This window comes from Propionibacterium freudenreichii subsp. freudenreichii, from assembly GCF_000940845.1.
GTDB lineage: Bacteria > Actinomycetota > Actinomycetes > Propionibacteriales > Propionibacteriaceae > Propionibacterium > Propionibacterium freudenreichii.
In genome coordinates, this window is the sequence record NZ_CP010341.1 from 212,253 (window position 1) to 230,180 (window position 17,928).

Below are 17,928 nucleotides of genomic sequence, written 5' to 3' on the forward strand. Positions count from 1 at the left end.
CGCCGCGAGCGCGTCCACCCCCAGTCGGATTCAGCGGGGTTGGATTCGGCGGGGCTGGATTCAGCGGGCTTGGATTCGCGGGGGTTGGCTTCCCGGCCCGTCCTCACCGCAGCTGGGCGACCACCACGAGGTTGTCCGGGGAGCTGCCGTCGGGCTGCTCGAGGCAGGTGATGAGCACCAGGCGTCCGGGCACGGCGTCCCACAGGTCCTGTGCCGCGGGAAGCTGCGTCTTGCCGACCGCCCGCCACGACTGGGCGATGTAGTCGTGGCCGTCCACGTCGATCAGGTCGCCGGGGTTCACCGCCGAACTGCCCTTGTCCACATTGAGCAGGTAGTTGCCCGGCGCGCGGCCCCTGCTCACCGAATGGCTCACCACATAGACCGTGCCGCTGGTCGCGTCGGCGGGCGCCACGCCCACATTGCGCACCCAATAGGCCTGCGTGAAGCCCGGGGGATTGACCACATTGTCGACGGCCAGCATCGAGCCCAGGGGCACGTCCAACCCCACCGAGGGCACCTGCAGGCGCCCCGAATCGGCGTCGCGCACCTGCATCTGGTCGATTGTCGAGGGGGCCGGGGTATTGCCCGGCGCGAAGCGCACCGGATTGCCGGCCATGTCGCGTGGCGCGTCACGCGACGCATTGAGCGAACGCACCACCAGCACCGCGCCTGCCGCCACGAGCACCAGGGCGACGAGTGCCGCCACCAGGGCCACGAGCCGACGGGGCCGGCGCGTGGCATGCCGTTGGGTTGTCATGATCCGGTTGCGCCGTCCTCCCAAGGTCACGTCCGCCGATTCGCGCCCCACGTTAGTCCGCCCGACAAGGCCCGATGCCGCGTTCCGGAGTCCTTCTGGGCTGCCCCGCACGGTGGCAGGATTTCGCCATGAAGAGCACTCGCTTGGAAGCGTTCAGCGATGGCGTGCTGGCCATCATCATCACGATCATGGTGTTGGAGCTGCACACCCCCGAGGGCAATGGCTTCTCCGACCTGGTGCATGAGACCGGCCTGGGCTTCCTCAGCTATTTGCTGAGCTTCGTCTACGTCGGCATCTACTGGACCAACCACCACCATTACTTCCAACTGGTGGAGCGGGTCGACGGGCGGGTGCTGTGGGGCAACCTCAACCTGCTGTTCTGGCTGTCGCTGCTGCCGATGACCACCGACTGGATGGATGCCTCAGATCTGTCACGCGTACCGGTACTGATCTATGGCGTTGACCTGCTACTGGCCGCGGCGTCGTACTGGCTGTTGTCGCACACGCTGGTGCGTAGCCAGCCCTCCGAGTCGCTGCTCAACCAGGCGCTGGGCGATGATCGCAAGGGATTCTGGTCTCCCATCCTGTACGGCATCGGCATCGCCGCGGCTGCGGGGGCCGACTACCTGCCGGGACATCTGGGCGTGGGTATCGCGATCGCGATGTACCTGCTCACCGGTCTGCTCTGGGTGATTCCCGATCGTCGTGTCGAGCGTCTGGTGGCCTTGAGCTGAGCGTTGCCCGCGAACGGCGCGGCGGCGTCGCATCGGGCCAGCTGCGAGGACGCTGGACGGGAGTCTGTGTTCGGGGCATTTCCCCTTGTGTTTCACAAGTAGGATGGTGTTATCTGGCGGGGCCTCCCCTCCGGGGAGCCCCCCGTGTTGCCAAGGAGGCACCGTGAGCACTGTCAACGTTGAGAACAACCCGAAGCAGGGACGCTACGAAGCACATATCGACGGCGATCTCGCCGGCTTCGCCGAGTACATGTTGTCGGGTGACAAGCTTATCGTGTTCACCCACACCGAGGTGGAGCCCAACTTCGAGGGCCAGGGCGTGGGCAGCAAGATCGCCCGCTTCGCGCTGGACGACGTCCGCGACGATGGTTCGCGTTCGGTCCTGCCGCTGTGCCCCTTCATCAAGGGCTGGATCCTGCGTCACCCCGATTACAAGGACCTCGTGTACCGCGCCAAGCCGTCCAATGTGAAGGACTGACGCCGGGCTGAGCGGCGTCGATCGGATCCGTGCTGAGGAGTCGGGCCCGATCCCCATGGAGCATCAACAGAACAACAAGGAGTGACTTATGGCCCGCAAGACATACACCGGCCCCGAGGTCGACGTGACCTTCGACGGCGAGGTCTGCCGGCACGCTGCGGAGTGCGTACGCGGCATGCCCGAGGTCTTCGACATCGACAAGCGTCCCTGGATCAACCCGACGGTGGCTGACACCCCTGAGCTGGCACAGCATCTGCGCGATGTCGTCTCGCGTTGCCCCTCCGGTGCGCTGCGCATCGTGGAGCATCCCGTCGAGGCATAGGGGGCCTTCCTCCATGCGGGGGAGTTCCTGAACAGGCAGCAACAAGGGCCGGGCCCGAAGGTTTTCCTTCGGGCCCGGCCCTTGTCATCCCAGCGGTGTTCCGGGTTCGCCGAGTCACGCAGTCGGTTCGCAGTTAGTGGATGCCCACCAGGTCACAGACGAACACGAGCGTCTCATTGGGCTTGATCACGCCACCGGCGCCGCGCGCGCCGTAGCCGAGCTGCGGGGGGATCACGAGGCGGCGTCGGCCACCGACCTTCATGCCCTGCACGCCATTGTCCCATCCGCTGATCACCTGGCCGACACCCAGCTGGAAGCTGAGCGGCTCGCCACGGCCGTAGCTGGAATCGAATTCCTGGCCGTTGCTCAGGGCCACGCCCACATAGTGCACGTCCACCAGGTCGCCGGCCTTCGCCTCCGGGCCAGTGCCCTCCACGATGTCTTCGATCACCAGGTCGTCGGGTGCCTCATCGGGCAGCGTGACCTCGGGCTTGTTCGGATTAGTCATGCACGCCAGCCTATGCGCGGGCCGGTGGGGTGGGCGCCCACTGGGCAGCGCGTTTCGGTACGATCCGGTGCGCTCAGCTGAGTTCGATCACCGCATCGGCCCGGCCGATCTGGGCGCGCACGGTGCGGGCGTTGCGCTCGTCGGGACCCAGCGTCCACCGTTCGGCGTGCTGGGCGGTCTTGCCGAAGGCCATGTGGCGGTTGATGAGGCGCTTGTGGCGCAGGTCCTGGTTGGTCTGCAGGAACCAGATCTCGTCGAACATGTCGTGGGCCAGGCCCCAGGGGCGTCCGGGCAGCAGCAGGTAGTTGCCCTCGGCGATCACCAGCGGCACGTGCTTGTCCACGCGGATGGCACCGGCCACGGGGTTGTGGAGTTCCCGGTGGTACTCGGGCGCATAGACGGCCGGGGCGTCATTTGTGGTGAGCCGCTGCATCAGCGACAGAAAGCCCCACGAATCGAAGGTGTCGGGTGCTCCCTTCCGGCTCGCGCGCCCGAGCCGTTCGAGCTCCTTCTGGGCGAGATGGAAACCATCCATCGACACGGCCACTGCGTCGGCGCCGAGGTCGGCGGCAAGCAGTGCTGCCAGGGTCGACTTGCCGACGCCGGGCTCGCCGGTGAGGCCCAGCAGATGCCGTTCACCGTGCTTCGCCAATTCGTGGGCTGCCGTCAGCGATTCGGAAACGGTCATCGTGCGCATGTGCGAAGCCTACGGCGCAGCATGCGTGACCCCGTGTTCGTGAGCTTGTGTTCGTGGTTCGCCGACCCGTGATCAGGCGGGCTCGGCGGCGGCATGCGGACGCCGGTTTTGTCACAGGCGCGTGTCACAATCGAGATCATGGCCGGATACGCAGTGCTGGACCTCGAGACCACAGGCTTCTCGCCCGCCCGGGGCGATCGCATCATCGAGATCGGCCTGGTGCGCCTTGACCCGCAGGGCCATGTGGACGACGAGTGGTCCACGCTGGTGAATCCCCGGCGCACGGTGCGCGCCACGCGCGTGCACCACATCACCTCGGCGGATGTCGCGGCGGCCCCCACAATGGCCGAGCTGGCCCCCGGGCTCGTCGACAAGCTGCGTGACCGGGTGGTGGTGGCGCACAATTCGTCGTTCGACGTGGGCTTCCTCACCGCCGAGCTGCGTACCGCCGGCATGACGATTCCGCCCGAGCCGATTCCCTCGGTGTGCACGATGCGCCAGTCCACCCGCTTCCTGCATGCCCGCAGCCGTCGGCTGGTCGATTGCTGTGAGGCGGCGGGCGTCTCGTTGCGCGATGCGCATTCGGCACTGGGCGATGCCCGGGCCACCGCCGAGCTGTTCGGCCATTACCTGCGGGCGGCCGGTGGCGAGCTGCCCTGGCAGGACGTGGTCGATCGCGCGCGGCGCTACCCGTGGCCGCAGGCGCTGTTCGTGGAGCCTCAGACGCACCTGGTGCAGCGTCCTGAGTGAGCCCCCCGGGTGCGTCGCGTGGGGGTGCGCGCACCGCAAGCGAAGCGGTCTGATTCCGGGGACCCCCGCCTTGCGACCGGAAGCCATCGTGCCCCGGTTTTCCCCTGACCCTTGCGCTGTGATAGCCCCTGTATCGAGCGTGGATCGAGGGTTACCCGGCATCTGTTCGCTGCAGGCGAAATCGGCGTCGGTCCGGCCGAGATTTGAGCGCATCGCCGCTACATAGACCCCCCCTTACGAGGCCCCCAAGAACGTCTTGTATGCTTGCGGGCGGCCGAGATCTGGACCGATTTGGTCCGTTTCTGTGCGCGAAGGATGCGATACACCCTGTCTCCGCAGTAGGTTGCGGCTATGGACGCTCAGGTACTAGCGCGGTGGCAGTTCGGCATCACCACCGTCTATCACTACTTCTTTGTGCCGATTACGCTCGGCATCACATGGCTTCTGGCGATCCTTCAGACGCTGTGGGTGCGTTCGGGCAATGACCAGTGGCTTCGCCTGGTGAAGTTCTTCGGCAAGCTCTTCCTGATCAACTTCGCGGCCGGTGTCGTGACGGGCATCGTGCAGGAGTTCCAGTTCGGGATGAACTGGTCTGAGTACTCCCGGTTCGTGGGCGACATCTTCGGCGCCCCGCTGGCCCTCGAGGCCCTGATCGCCTTCTTCCTCGAGTCGACGTTCGTCGGCCTGTGGATCTTCGGCTGGAATCGGCTTCCCAAGGGCCTGCACCTGGCCACCATCTGGCTCACCGCGCTCGGCAGCTTCATCTCGTCGATCTTCATCCTGGCTGCCAACTCCTGGATGCAGAACCCCGTGGGTGCCGTCTACAACGCAGCCACCGGTCGCGCTGAGCTGTCCGACTTCCTGGCGCTGATCACCAACCCGGTGTTCCTCGCCACCCTCCCGCACACCATCGGTGCTGCGTTCATGACCGCCGGTGCATTGCTGCTCGGCGTCTCCGGCTGGTGGCTCGCCAAGAAGCGTCGCGACGCCCAGCCGGCCGATTCGCTGGACACCTCCACGTGGCGCAAGTCGGCACGTTTCTCCGCCTGGGTGCTCATCCTGGCCTCGCTGGTCACCTTCATCTCCGGTGACTTCCAGGGCAAGGTCGAGGCTGAATACCAGCCGATGAAGCTGGCCGCCGCAGAGGGCCTGCTCGAGACCCAGGAGAGCGCCCCGTTCTCGGTGGTCGCCATCATCACCACCGAGGGATCCGGCCAGGACAAGACGTACCACAAGGTCTTCAGCCTGGACGTGCCCGGTGTGTTGAGCATCCTGGCCAAGAACGATCCGAACGCCAAGGTCCAGGGCATCCAGGACCTGCGTGAGTCCTACCTGCAGGAGGGCTACGCCACCGACAACGGCACGCAGAACGCCCTGCAGTCGCAGTTCGCCGACGAACTGAAGGCCATGCCGGTCGATCCGGTGCCGAATGTGATGGTCAACTACTACAGCTTCCGGCTCATGATCGGGCTCGGCGTGCTGGCCTTCATCATCGGCATCGCCACGCTGGTGCAGACCCGCCGCGATCACCTGCCAAAGGGCGGCAAGTTCTACGCCGTGCTGATGGCCTGCCTGCCGTTCATGCCGCTGTTCGCCAACTCCTTCGGCTGGATCCTCACCGAGCTCGGGCGGCAGCCATGGATCGTCAATGGCGTATTGCCCACCTGGACGGCCGCCTCACCGGGCAACGGTGCCGGCGCCATGTGGCTGACGATGATCCTGTACACGCTGGTGTACGCGGTCGTGGCGGTCATCGTGCTGAAGCTGTTCATCAAGACGATCAAGGAAGGACTCCCCGCGCTGGTGAAGGTGGAGAAGCCGACCGACGACGCCCCACTGTCCTTCGCGTACTGAGGCTGGAGACATAGACATGCTCACGAATTCTCTTATTCCGCTGCAGGCGAGCCTGGACGCGTCGCCGCTGCAGATTGTGTGGTTCCTGCTCATCGCGGTGCTGTGGATCGGCTTCTTCTTCCTTGAGGGCTTCGACTTCGGCGTCTCGATGCTGTATCCCATCCTCGGCAAGGATCCCAAGGAACGCCGGGTGATGATCAACACGATCGGACCCACCTGGGACGGCAATGAGGTCTGGCTGATCACCGCTGGTGGCGCCACCTTCGCGGCCTTCCCCGGCTGGTACGCAACCCTGTTCAGCGGCCTGTACCTGCCGCTGTTCCTGGTGCTGGTGGGGCTGATCCTGCGAGGCATCTCGTTCGAATACCGCGCCAAGATGCCCGACGACCGTTGGCGCAATGCCTTCGACGCCTGCGCCTCGATCGGTTCGCTGATCGTCTCGCTCGTGTTCGGCATCGGCTTCGCCAACTTCGTCAAGGGCATGGACGTCGCCCCCCTGACGAGCGCAGCATTCGGCGAGCCCAACCTGTACACCGGCGGCTTCTGGGCGCTGTTCAGCCCCTTCGGCCTGCTCGGCGGCGTGCTGTTCATCCTGCTGTTCTGCACCCACGGCTCGATGTTCCTGGCACTGAAGACCTATGGCTCGATCCACGACAAGACCGTCAAGTTCGTGCACACGCTGGCCCCGGTCACCGTGGCCGTGCTACTGATCTTCGTGCTGGCCGCCAACATCTTCTACGGCACGAGCAAGAACCCCTACCTGGGTTCGCTGTCCACCGTGCTGATGTGGGCCGCCGGCCTGCTGTCCGTCGTGGTGCTCGGCCTGGCTGCCCTGGCGCAGCGCGCCGAGCGCAATGGCTGGGCGTTCATCGGCACCGGCGCCTCGATCCTGCTGATGCTGGCCATGATCTTCGTCAAGATGTACGGCACGCTCGGCTTCATCTCGGCTGACATGAGCAACCCGCTCAATATGGTCACCGCGTCGAGCTCGCCGCTCACCCTGAAGCTTATGACGTGGTTTGCCTGCTTCCTGGTGCCGGTCGTGCTGGCCTACCAGGGATGGAGCTACTGGGTGTTCAGCAAGCGCCTGTCCACCAAGGAGATGCCCGAGCACGAGCATGAGCCGAATGTGGCCGAGGTGCACGTGTGATCACCACAATGTTGAGGGTTTGAGTGGCCGGGCCGCTCGACCCGCGACTGGTCAAGAGGGCGACTGCCACCAGGGGATTCCTGGTGGCAGTCGCCCTTGTCGGCGTCGCCACGGCCTTCCTGGTGCTGGCCCAGGCACGCCTGATCTCCGACGCCGTCGCGCATGTCTTCGACACCCACAACACCGATGGCGTGCTGGCCGCCTGCGGCCTGTTGATGGCCGTCTTCGTGGCACGTGCGGGGCTCAACTGGCTCAACCAGTGGCTGGCGCACCGCGCGTCGGCTGCCGTGAAGTCGCAGTTGCGCACTGATGTGATGACGGCTCGCCTGGCGCGCCCCACCGATGCGTCCACGCCCACCGGCACGCTGATCACCCTGGTCACCCAGGGGCTGGACTCGCTGGACGGCTATTTCTCCAAGTACCTGCCGCAACTCATGATGGCCGTGGGCGTGCCGCTCGTGGTGGGCGTGGCGATCCTCACCCAGGACCTCGAGTCCACCATCATCATCGCGATCACGGTGCCACTCATCCCCCTGTTCATGGCCCTGATCGGCATGGCCACCCAGAAGCAGGTCGACCGCCGCTTCGCCGTGGAGACGCGCCTGGCCAACCACTTCGCCGACCTGGTCGCCGGACTGCCGACGCTGCAGGTGTTCGGCCGGGCCCGCGCACAGCTGGTGGGCCTGCGACGCACCGAGGCGGCGCACCGCACCGAGACCATGAAGACGCTGCGCTTGGCCTTCCTGTCCTCATTCGTCCTCGAGCTGCTGTCGACGCTGTCGGTGGCCCTGGTGGCGGTGAGCATGGGCTTCCGCGTGGTGGCCGGCCACTTCGACCTGCGCACCTCGCTGTTCGTGCTGATCCTCACCCCCGAGGTCTACCTGCCGATTCGCCAGGTGGGCGTCCACTTCCACGACTCCGCCGACGGCACTGCTGCCGCCGACAAGGCCTTCGAGCTGATCGAGGCGGCCGAGGCCACCCACATCGGCGGTGACGCGCCCGCCCCCGATCCCGCCGCGGCGACGATCAACTTCAACGACCTGTCCGTGCGCTATCCGGGCACCGGCCGCCCGGCACTGGCCGGGTTCTCGTGCCGGGTGCGCCCCGGCGAGGTCGTGGTGCTCCGCGGCACCTCCGGTGGCGGCAAGTCCACCGCGCTGTCGGTGCTGATGGGCTTCCAACCGGCCACCTCCGGCCAGATCCGCGTCGGCGACCAGGACCTTGCCGAGGTCAACATGGCCGACTGGCGCGGCCACATCGCCTATGTGTCGCAGGACCCGGGCATGGTCAACGGCACCATCGCCGACAATGTGCGGATGGGGCACTCGGACGCCACTGATGCCCAGGTGCGCGACGCCCTCGACCGGGCCGGTGGACGCAGCCTTGCGCTCAGCCACGTGGTGGCCGACGAGGGGGAGGGCCTGTCCTCGGGGGAGCGACGCCGCGTGGCGCTCGCCAGGGCCCTGCTGCGCATCGAGCTGGGCGGTGCCCGCCTGTTGGTGCTCGACGAACCGACTGCGGGCCTCGACCAGTCCACCGAGGCGATCGCGATCAGGGCCGTGCGGGCCTCCGGGGCCTCGGCCCTGGTGGTGAGCCACCGCCCGGCCGTCATCGCCATGGCCGACCAGGTGGTTGACGTCGTGGCGCCCGCCGCCGAACCGGCAGACGGCTCCGACCAACGCCCGGATGATTCCCGCGCAACTGATTCACACACGAGTGGAAACGCCCGGGCCGCCGCGGCGGCCGTCCACGCGCTGAGTTCGACCGCCGGGGAGCCGTCGGACGTCAAGCAGGGCACGACGCCGCGTGGGGTGAGTGCCCCCGTGGGTCCCGCGCCCGGGCAAGCAGCGACGTCCCCGAGCAAACTGTCGAAGCGCGAGGCCCGCAAGCAGCATCGCGTCTGGTCCACCGAGTCGGGTGATTCCGCAGACTTCCTGCTGGGCGAGGACCAATACCCCAGCTCGGTGCTGCCCCACGTCGCAGAGGCCCGGCCCGACCGGCCGGCGAGCGCCAAGGGCCTCGAGGCCGAGAGCGCGCCCGGCCAGACCAGCGCCCTGGTGCGCCAGCTCATCCGCGGCATTCCGCATGGCACGCGCCGACTGGTCACCAGCATCATCCTGGCCGTCTGCGCCACCGGTTCGTCGGTGGGATTGATGGCGTTGTCCGGCTGGCTGCTCAGCCGCGCCGCCGAACATCCCCCGGTGCTGTACCTGCTGGCAGCCAGCGTCGGCGTGCGCTTCTTCGGCATCGGACGCGGCGTCTTCCGCTACGCCGAGCGACTCGTGGGTCACGACCTCGCGCTGCGCATGGAGGGTTCGCTGCGGGAGACCGTCTATGCCAAGCTCGCCCGCACCACCTTGCTGGGCCGCCACCAGGGCGACCTGCTGGTGCGCGTGACCGCCGACGTCGATGCCGTGATGGACGTGGTGGTGCGCATCGTGGTGCCCTTCGTCAGCTCCGTGCTGGTGATCGGCCTCACCAGCGTGCTCATCGCGTTCTTCTCGCCCGGGGCGGCCGTGATCCTGTTGCTCACCAGCCTCATTGCGGGCATCGGGCTGCCCTGGCTGGGTCAGCGGCTCTCGCGCCGTGCGGACGAGGCCGCCGTGCCGCTGCGTGGCGCGCTGGCCGACGAGGTGCGCCAGCTTGCCCGTTGTGCTCCCGACCTGGTGGCCTTCGGCGCCGACGGGGCCCAGCTCGACCGGATGCGCGCCACCGACATCAGGCTGCGCGACGCCGAGGCGCGCGACGCCTGGACGCGCGGCATCGCCAGCGCCGGGCAGATGCTCAGCAGCGGCCTGGCCGTGGTGGGCGGCCTGCTCGTGGGCGGTCCCTCGGTCGCCGGTGGCCAGCTGCTGGGACGCGACCTGGCGATCCTGGTGCTGACGCCGCTTGCGCTGCACGAGAGCCTGTCCGATCTGACCACCGCCGCCCAGACGATGACCAGGGCGCGTGCCGCCCTGCGGCGGGTGATCGCGCTGCTGCGTGAGCCTCCGGTCGGCAAGGGCGATCGCAGCGTGCCGGAGGCAACAGGTGCCCCGCAGGCAACGGGTACGCCGCAGACAGGTGCCCCCTCGACAAGGGCGGATGTCCCCCAGCCGGCTGTCCCGAGCGCTGGCGGCGCCGTCGCTGGTGCTGGCACCCCGCCGGGTGAACTGGTGCTCAGCAACCTTGCGGCCGGCTGGCCCGGGCATGGCGCGGTGATCAAGGGCGTCAACCTTCGCGTCGGGCCGGGGGAGCGGGTGGCGATCACCGGCGCCTCGGGCGTCGGCAAGACCACCCTGGCGGCCACCGTGATGGGCCTCATCGACCCGATCGCCGGCACCGTGCAGTCTCCGGCGGCCATCGGCTACCTTGCGCAGGACGCGCACATCTTTGCCACCTCGGTGGCCGAGAACGTGCGCATCGGCGACAAGGACGCCACCGATGCCCAAGTGGCGCAGGCCCTGTCCAAGGCGGGCCTTGCCACCATGGATCCCGCCCGCGTGGTGGGTGAGGAGGGCGCCACCCTGTCGGGCGGCGAGGCGCGCCGCATTGCGATGGCGCGCATCCTGGTGGGTGGACGCAACGACCAACTGGTGATCCTCGACGAACCCACCGAGCACCTGGACTCGGAGACCGCCGAGGCCCTGATGGACGATGTGTGGTCGGCCGTCGACAAGGCCGCCGTCGTCGTGATCACCCACGATCCGGAGCTGATGGAGGCCGCACCGTCGCGCCTCGACCTTGACGACTACCGGGCCTGAGTCCACGTCCACCGACAGACCCGCAGGATAGGGGCGGATAAAGCACCGTCTACGGTGCTTTATCCGCCCCTATCTTCTGTTTCCCCGCCAGCGCCGGGTGTGAGGCCGGGTCCGGTCGCCCGGGGGCTGAGCGGCGTCCTGACTGACGTCCTGATCGACGTCCATGCGGGCCGATCCCCCTTCGGGTGGCCGCGAATCCCCTTTAGGTGGGCAGTTGTGCGGCGTCATTCCCGCACAGGTGCCCACTCAGGAGCGGGACTGTGCCCACTCAGGAGCGTGGCTGCGGGACCGTGCCCCCGGTTGCCCTGGGCCGGCGACCAGCCCGATCTGCCACCCGGCCCGTTGCGGTCAGCCGGCCTGGCCGAGGTATTCCACGAACAGGCGCTGGTACAGCTGTACGAAATCGAGGTACATCTGCTTGTCGATGTTCTCGTTGACGGTGTGCATCGTCTCGTTGCCGGGCCCGAACATCATGAAGGGGAAGTCGGGTCCCTTGCCCCTGAGTAGGCTGGAAGCGTCCGTGACGCCCGCCACGCCGACCACCGGGGTCGTCACGCCGCTGATGCGCTCGCCGAGCTTGGTGGCAAGCCGCACGAGTAGTGAGTCCCGGGGAGCCTGCACCACGGGTTCCTGCATATAGGGGTCGAGCGAGATCCGGGCACCGCGCCGGTTCTGCTCGCCCACCAGGCCCTTGAGCAGGGCGATCGCCTCATCGTTGTCGAACTGCGGAATCGTGCGCACATTCACCTCGGCCACCGCCGCGTCCGGGATCGTGTTCACCTGGTCGCCGCCGTGGAACACGGTGGTGCTGAAGGTCAGCTCGCCGAGCACCGGGTCGGACGCCGGCCGGGCATTGAACTCCTGCTGCGCGCGCACCAACACCTCCATCAGCGGAGGAATCGCGTTGAACCCGGCCTCGGGCATCGAGCTGTGCGCCGCGGTGCCCTGCGAACGCAGCCGGAAGTCGACCGAGCCCTTGTGCGTGTAGATGATGTTCCATCCCGATGGTTCGCCGACCACCAACGCATCCGCGTCGCGCATATAGCCGGCCCGGGCCAGTTCCTTGGCACCGTATTCGCCGACCTCCTCGGCACGGCTGGCGAGCAGGCGCAGCGTCCCCTTGCGGGGCAGGCCCTGCGCCTTGAGCTCGATCATCGCGATCACCATCGCCGCCAGGCCCGCCTTCATGTCGGTGGTCCCGCGACCCTGGAGCAGCCCGTCGCGTTCGGTCACCGTGAAGGGGTCGGACGTCCATGCGTCGGCATCGCCAACGCTCACGGTGTCCATGTGCCCCGACAGCGCCAGCACCGGTGCGCCCGAACCGATCTCGGCCACCAGGTTGGCCCGGTCGGGTTCGGCCTGCTTGTGGTCTGCGTCGGGCTCGGCCGGCAGCACCGTGGCGGTGATCCCGTGGTCGCCCAGCAGCTTCGCCAGGTAGTTCGCCACCTGCAGCTCATGGTCGTTCGCTGACTGGATGGCCACCAGGTCCGACAGGATCCGTAGCTGCTGCTCGGGTGTGAATACCGCCATCATCGCTCCTTGCTTGCCGGCGTGTTGATTCTCGCGTCCTACCTGCGACGCTAGCCCGTCAGCGTTGCTGGCGCGGTGGGGCTCGCGCTGGCTGGGCTGTGCGTGGCGCCCGGGCCGGCATCGTCGGTGTCGGACGCCTACCGGTCGGACGATCCCGGTTCGTCGGGTGGCTGCAGGTGCCCCGACGGCTCCAGCCCACCCGGGGCCGCGTGGCCATCCAGAAGGTCCTGGCCATCCCGAAGGGCGCGGTCTTCTGGGGATCCCTGTTTCCCCGGGGACCCTTGGCCTTCAGGGGATCCCTGTTTCCCCGGGGGCTCTTGTGTTGCCGGGAGCCCCTCCCTTCCAGGAAGCCCCTGCCTTCCCGGGAGCCACAACGCAAGCACGCCGCCGGCCACCGTGATCGCGATGGTGGCCCAGAATGCCTGGTGGAAGGCGCCCGACCCGTCGACGCCGCCGGTGCGCAGCGAAGCCTCGAGCACCACGGCCACCACCGCCGTGCCGAATGACGCGCCCACCTGCTGCGCCACGCGGGTGATGATCGTGGCATTGGCCACCGCGGAGGCCGGGATGTCGAGGTAGGCGGCCAGCATCACCGGGATGAACAGGATGCCCAGCGCCAGGCCACGGAAGAACAACAGCCCCGACAACAATGCATCGGAGGTGCTGGCCGAGACGAAGGCGAACGGCAGCGTCATGAGCGCCACCAGGAAGAAGCCCGCAGTGGCCACCGTCCGGCTGCCGATGCGGTCGGTCAGGGGACCGGCCACCAGGCGGCTCAGCAACGAACCAATGCCCTGCGGCACCAGCAGGAGCGCTGCGACCAGCACGCTGTGGCCCCGCAGCTGCTGCCAGAACATCGGCAACAGGAACTGCGCGGCATACATGGTGCCGCCGGCCAGGAAATAGGACGCCGCGCCGGAGGCCACCGAGCGATAGCGCATCAGGGAGATGTCGATGAGGGCCCGACGTGGATCGCGGGTGCGCGGCTCGGCCAGGAACGCCGCCAGCATCACGACGCCCAACCCCAGCGGCAGGAGCACGCTGCGATGCCCGAAGCCGCCGTCGGTGGCCACATTGGTGAGGGCCAGCAGGATCGCCACCAGCCCGCCGGAGACGAGCACGAAGCCCAGCGGGTCGAAGCTCTGACGCGGCGTGGTGCCCTCCGGGGTGCCACCGTCGCGCGGCATCCACAGGAGGGCGAAGACGATGGCGACCAGGCCGATCGGCACGTTGATCAGGAACAACCAGTGCCAGCTGCCCCAGTGCAGCACCAGCCCGCCGAGCACCGGACCGAGGATCGGACCGGTGGCCACCGGCACCGAGATCACCGAGATGAGGCTGCCGATCTGCTCGATGCCGTGCCGACGGGCCTCCTGCACCGGAAGGGTCTGCATCAGCGTCATGAGCATGCCGGCCGCCATGCCCTGGCCCACCCGGAAGGCGATCAGGCTGATCTCATTCCACGACAGGGCGCAGGCCACCGACCCGGCCAGGAAGACCACCAGGCCCGCGATCCACAGGGAGCGCCCACCCAGGCGTGCCTGGAGCCAGCCCATGATGGGCACGGTCACGGCCAGTCCGAGCAGGTAGCCGGTGGACACCCATTGCATGGTGGCGGCGTTCGAGTGGAAGGCGGCGATCAGGTTCGGCATGCCGATGGCCACGATCGTGGAGTCCATGATCGGCATGACGCCGCCGGTGATCACGGCCGTCAGCTCGCCGCGCAGTCCGCTCAGTTGGCCCCCGCGCTGGGAGCGGCCGGGGTTGGCACTGCGCTGGGAGCGGCCGGGGTTGGCCGTCGCGTCATGGTCGGGGATGGCAGGGGAATCGTTCATGGTCAGGCTCGTGTTCATCGGGGATGCTGGCACCGCGCCGGGGGCGCGTGAAAGGCGGCCGCAACCGGCGATTCTGCCTGAGCCTAGAGCGATGACCGGGGGAATCAAGCGCAGGTTCCCCTGATGGTCGGGTCGCCCGGTGGTTGGGTTCCGGGGGCTGGGGCGCCCGGGTTATCCGGGCACGGGATGGCCCGGGCACGGGTTGCTGGGGTACACGGGTTGTTGGGGTACAGAGGGCCGCTGAGGTACAGAGGGCCGCCGGGCTCCAGAGGGCTGTTGGGCTCCAGGGAAGTTGGATGCCCGCTCGGATTGGTTGGGCAGTCGGCCACCCGAACCACCCGGTGACCGCGGCTGCGCGACCGGGACCGGCCGCCGGTGGCCGCGGGCAGCCCGGGCGTCGTCCCCCGATGGGCCGGGGACGCCTGTCCGGCTGACCGTGGCCACACCCGCCGGTCAGGCAGGTTGCTGCACGTAGAGTTCCTTCACCGCGTCGGCCACTTCGAGGGCGCCGGCCTGCTGTGCGAAGGCCGTCATGGCGCTGGCGAAGATCTGGCGCTCATAGGGCACCGCTCCGCTGGCGATCAGCAGCCCGTAGCCCTGCATGAAGGCGCTGGCCTTCACGAACAGCTCCCGCTGGCGCTCGTGGTCGACGTTCTCACCGAACAGCGCATCGAGGGTGTCCAGGGTGAGTGCCAACAGCGGCGAGCTGCGGTCGGGTTTGGTGACGCCCTGCCAGAAACGTCCCACGGGCAGTGCGGAGAACAGGAAGTCCATCAGCTCCCGGTCCTTCTCGAAGCGGTTCGACATCACCTCGCCCAGCAGCACCAGGCGCTCATGTGGCGTTGGCGTGAGGCCGGCCATCCTGGCCTGGGCCTCCTCGACGATCTGTTGGCCCACCGACGCGGCGGCGGCCGCCAACAACTCGTCCTTGCCCGAGAAACGTCGGTACAGCGCCCCGGTGGTCATGCCGGCTCGCGCCGCCAGTTCCCGCAACGACAGGTTGCGGTATCCGACGCGCCGGATCTCGCGGATTGCCACCGAGATGATCAGCATGCCGGTGGCATCGTAAGTAGTCATCATTCGCCCCTTGACTCGTTCTAACTCGTTGAGTTACTGCCCGGTCCGTCAAAACGGGGTGGGACTGCGAGCATCTGGGGGCAGAGGTCCTTCGGTGGTGGATGGTCACCACGTCAGGCGGGGGCGTGTGCAGTCGATCCGCGGATCGGTCAGCCAATGAAATTGTCGCTGCGGACACAGCGGACCAGCCCTAGGCTGGCAGCATGCTCGTAGCATTCACTATCAGCCCCATGGGCAACGACAACCCCGATGGTTCCGTCCACGACGCGGTGGCCGCAGCCGTCAAGGTCGTCCGGGATTCCGGACTCCCCAATGAGACCAACTCCATGTTCACCACCATTGAAGGTAGCTGGGACGAGTGTATGCGCGTCGTGCACGATTCCTGCGCAGCCGTGGAAAAAGTTGCACCGAGGGTCTCCCTGGTGCTGAAGGCGGACATCCGCCCGGGCCACACCGGCGAGCTCACCGGCAAGGTGGAGCGCCTCGACGCCGCCCTGGAGAAGTTGGACGAATCCAAGTAGTCCGCACCCCCCATCCGGCCACCGACGCCCTGCAGCAGCATCGCCTGTTGCAGGGCGTCTTTGCGCCTGCGTTGACAGGACAATCGGTCAGCGTGCGGGCTCGTCTGCAGGCGTGTCGGGGGATTTCCGACCAAAACAGTCCGTATTTGGAACCTCGCCTAGGCGCAGGCCAGATCCATGAGTAACATCGGCCTTGTGTGGGATTGGTGGGACCAATCTGACACAAGGCTGAATCGTCCTGCGGCACAGCAGCTGCGGGGCTGGATCAGACAACTGCCTCCGTCCGGAGGCAACGCACAGACGAGGTAGAGGAAAAGGTCTTTCCATGTCACCTGAACGTCGCGACATCACGCAGTTGCCCGACCTCACGACCGGAGAAGGTCGCGTTGGGCCGGTGCGCACGCGGATGCCCATCTATGTTGACCTGTTGCCCCCCTGTAACAACGCTTGCCCAGCGGGCGAGAATTGCCAGGAGTGGCTGCGGCTGGTCAAGGAAACGGACCCGGAGTCCGCATGGCGTCAGCTCGTGCGCGACAACCCGTTCCCCGCCATTCACGGTCGCGTGTGCTACCACCCCTGCGAGACCGCCTGCAACCGCGGCGACCTCGATTCGGCGGTCTCCATCCACTCGGTGGAGCGCTACCTGGGTGACCTAGCTATCGAGAAGGGCTGGGGCTTCGACAAGCCCCGCAACAACTCCGGCTTCCGCATCCTCGTGATCGGCGCCGGCCCCGCGGGATTGTCCGCGGCTTACCACCTGGCCCGTCTGGGCCATGAGGTGGAAATCCACGACGCCGGCAGCCAGGCCGGCGGCATGATGCGTTACGGCATCCCCGAATACCGCCTTCCGCGCGACGTCGTCGACGCCGAGATCAAGCGCGTCGAGAGCCTCGGGGTGAAGATCGAACTCAACCACCACGTCAAGGACCTCGTCGCCGAGCAGAAGTCGGGCCATTTCGATGCGGTCTTCGTGGCCGTCGGCGCGCACCTGTCGCGTCGCGTTGAGATCCCCAGCATGGATGCCGGCCACATGGTCGACGCCGTTGACTTCCTGCGCAATGTTGCCAGTGGCGACAAGCCGGTCATCGGCCGCCGCGTGGCCGTCTACGGCGGTGGCAATACCGCCATGGACGCCGCCCGTACCGCCCGCCGTCTGGGCGCCGAGGATGCCGTGATCATCTACCGGCGCACCGAGAACGAGATGCCCGCCCACAAGGAGGAGCTCGAGGAGGCCGAACGCGAGGGCGTGCAGGTGCACTGGCTGCGCACCATCAATGAGATGCAGCAGGGCGACATCAAGGTCGAGATCATGGAACTCGACAAGGACGGCAAGCCCCACGGCACCGGCAAGTACGAGACGCTGGCCGCTGATACCGTCATCATGGCCGTCGGCCAGGTTGCCGACACCGGCTTCCTGCACGACATCCCCGGCATGCAGTTCAACGGCGACGTGGTGAAGGTTGATCCCACCACCCTGATGACCGATGTTCCCGGCATCTTTGCCGGTGGCGATGCCGTTCCCTCCGAGCGCACCGTCACGGTGGGCGTCGGCCACGGGAAGCGTGCTGCCAAGCAGATCGATACCTGGTTGAACCACCAGAACCCGCAGACCAAGGTGAAGCACCCCATCGTGCACTTCGACGACCTGCACCTGTGGTACTTCGGTGATCACCCCCGCGAGGTGCAGCCCGAGCTCGACCCGGCCGCCCGCGTGAGCGATTTCGATGAGGTCGTGAAGGGCCTGTCCGCGGATGAGGCCATCTTCGAGGCCACGCGCTGCCTGTCGTGTGGCAACTGCTTCGAGTGCGACGGCTGCTACGGCTCGTGCCCCGAAGACGCAATCGTGAAGCTCGGCAAGGGACATCGCTACCGCTTCGACTATGACAAGTGCACCGGCTGTGGCACCTGCTTCGAGCAGTGCCCGGTGCATGCCATCGAGATGATTCCGGAGAAGTGAGCAATATGACTACAA

At 67.3% G+C, this 17,928-nt stretch carries 15 protein-coding genes and 1 pseudogene; 10 read left to right on the forward strand and 6 right to left on the reverse strand.

What is annotated here, in order from left to right:
* Nucleotides 1-103: 103 nt before the first annotated feature.
* Nucleotides 104-757: a class F sortase gene (locus tag RM25_RS00845; RefSeq protein ID WP_044636565.1), complete on the reverse strand. Its 654-nt coding sequence runs from the start codon at nt 755-757 to the stop codon at nt 104-106.
* 128 nt (nt 758-885) lie between these two features.
* Between RM25_RS00845 and RM25_RS00850 the strand changes: the two genes are divergently transcribed.
* The 3 genes from RM25_RS00850 to RM25_RS00860 all read left to right on the forward strand — a co-directional run bounded on the left by RM25_RS00850 (nt 886) and on the right by RM25_RS00860 (nt 2,291).
* Nucleotides 886-1,491, forward strand: coding sequence for a TMEM175 family protein (locus RM25_RS00850; protein ID WP_044635885.1), 606 nt, complete (start codon nt 886-888; stop codon nt 1,489-1,491).
* A 103-nt stretch (nt 1,492-1,594) separates the two neighbouring features.
* On the forward strand, nt 1,595-1,969 hold the full coding sequence (locus RM25_RS00855; protein ID WP_080774426.1) for a GNAT family N-acetyltransferase: 375 nt from the start codon (nt 1,595-1,597) through the stop codon (nt 1,967-1,969).
* A gap of 88 nt (nt 1,970-2,057) precedes the next feature.
* Nucleotides 2,058-2,291: a (4Fe-4S)-binding protein gene (locus RM25_RS00860; RefSeq protein ID WP_013160093.1), complete on the forward strand. Its 234-nt coding sequence runs from the start codon at nt 2,058-2,060 to the stop codon at nt 2,289-2,291.
* A 133-nt stretch (nt 2,292-2,424) separates the two neighbouring features.
* Here the strand turns inward: RM25_RS00860 and RM25_RS00865 are convergent, their stop codons facing one another.
* Both RM25_RS00865 and RM25_RS00870 read right to left on the reverse strand, forming a co-directional pair.
* A complete protein-coding gene (locus RM25_RS00865; RefSeq protein WP_044635887.1) occupies nt 2,425-2,799 on the reverse strand; it encodes an FKBP-type peptidyl-prolyl cis-trans isomerase in 375 nt (124 codons plus the stop codon).
* Between the two features lie 73 nt (nt 2,800-2,872).
* Nucleotides 2,873-3,487, reverse strand: coding sequence for a nucleoside/nucleotide kinase family protein (locus RM25_RS00870; protein ID WP_173425122.1), 615 nt, complete (start codon nt 3,485-3,487; stop codon nt 2,873-2,875).
* Between the two features lie 147 nt (nt 3,488-3,634).
* On the opposite strand from RM25_RS00870, the gene RM25_RS00875 reads away from it, so the two are divergent.
* From RM25_RS00875 to cydC, 5 genes and pseudogenes are all read left to right on the forward strand, one after another.
* Nucleotides 3,635-4,246 carry a 3'-5' exonuclease gene (locus RM25_RS00875; protein ID WP_013160096.1) on the forward strand — a complete coding sequence of 204 codons (612 nt, stop codon included), beginning with the start codon at nt 3,635-3,637 and terminating at the stop codon, nt 4,244-4,246.
* A gap of 351 nt (nt 4,247-4,597) precedes the next feature.
* On the forward strand, nt 4,598-6,100 hold the full coding sequence (locus RM25_RS00880) for a cytochrome ubiquinol oxidase subunit I (RefSeq protein ID WP_044635889.1): 1,503 nt from the start codon (nt 4,598-4,600) through the stop codon (nt 6,098-6,100).
* Between the two features lie 16 nt (nt 6,101-6,116).
* The gene (cydB, locus tag RM25_RS00885; protein ID WP_013160098.1) at nt 6,117-7,250 is read left to right on the forward strand and encodes a cytochrome d ubiquinol oxidase subunit II; all 1,134 of its coding nucleotides are present in this window, start codon (nt 6,117-6,119) and stop codon (nt 7,248-7,250) included.
* An 83-nt stretch (nt 7,251-7,333) separates the two neighbouring features.
* Nucleotides 7,334-8,902 (forward strand): annotated as a pseudogene (gene cydD, locus RM25_RS13455) (thiol reductant ABC exporter subunit CydD); the annotation flags it as partial.
* A 402-nt stretch (nt 8,903-9,304) separates the two neighbouring features.
* A complete protein-coding gene (cydC, locus tag RM25_RS13460; protein ID WP_230845429.1) occupies nt 9,305-10,993 on the forward strand; it encodes a thiol reductant ABC exporter subunit CydC in 1,689 nt (562 codons plus the stop codon).
* Nucleotides 10,994-11,341: 348 nt separating this feature from the next.
* On the opposite strand, the gene RM25_RS00895 is transcribed toward cydC, so the two are convergent.
* The 3 genes from RM25_RS00895 to RM25_RS00905 all read right to left on the reverse strand — a co-directional run bounded on the left by RM25_RS00895 (nt 11,342) and on the right by RM25_RS00905 (nt 15,435).
* Nucleotides 11,342-12,523 carry an ArgE/DapE family deacylase gene (locus RM25_RS00895; protein WP_080713599.1) on the reverse strand — a complete coding sequence of 394 codons (1,182 nt, stop codon included), beginning with the start codon at nt 12,521-12,523 and terminating at the stop codon, nt 11,342-11,344.
* A 137-nt stretch (nt 12,524-12,660) separates the two neighbouring features.
* Entirely contained in the window at nt 12,661-14,358 is a 1,698-nt protein-coding gene (locus tag RM25_RS00900; RefSeq protein WP_052809057.1) for an MDR family MFS transporter, read from the reverse strand.
* Nucleotides 14,359-14,811: 453 nt separating this feature from the next.
* Nucleotides 14,812-15,435 carry a TetR/AcrR family transcriptional regulator gene (locus RM25_RS00905; RefSeq protein ID WP_157761803.1) on the reverse strand — a complete coding sequence of 208 codons (624 nt, stop codon included), beginning with the start codon at nt 15,433-15,435 and terminating at the stop codon, nt 14,812-14,814.
* Nucleotides 15,436-15,638: 203 nt separating this feature from the next.
* Between RM25_RS00905 and RM25_RS00910 the strand changes: the two genes are divergently transcribed.
* A complete protein-coding gene (locus RM25_RS00910; protein WP_013160106.1) occupies nt 15,639-15,956 on the forward strand; it encodes a thiamine-binding protein in 318 nt (105 codons plus the stop codon).
* A 325-nt stretch (nt 15,957-16,281) separates the two neighbouring features.
* The gene (locus RM25_RS00915) at nt 16,282-17,913 is read left to right on the forward strand and encodes an NAD(P)-binding protein (RefSeq protein WP_044635891.1); all 1,632 of its coding nucleotides are present in this window, start codon (nt 16,282-16,284) and stop codon (nt 17,911-17,913) included.
* Nucleotides 17,914-17,928: the final 15 nt, after the last annotated feature.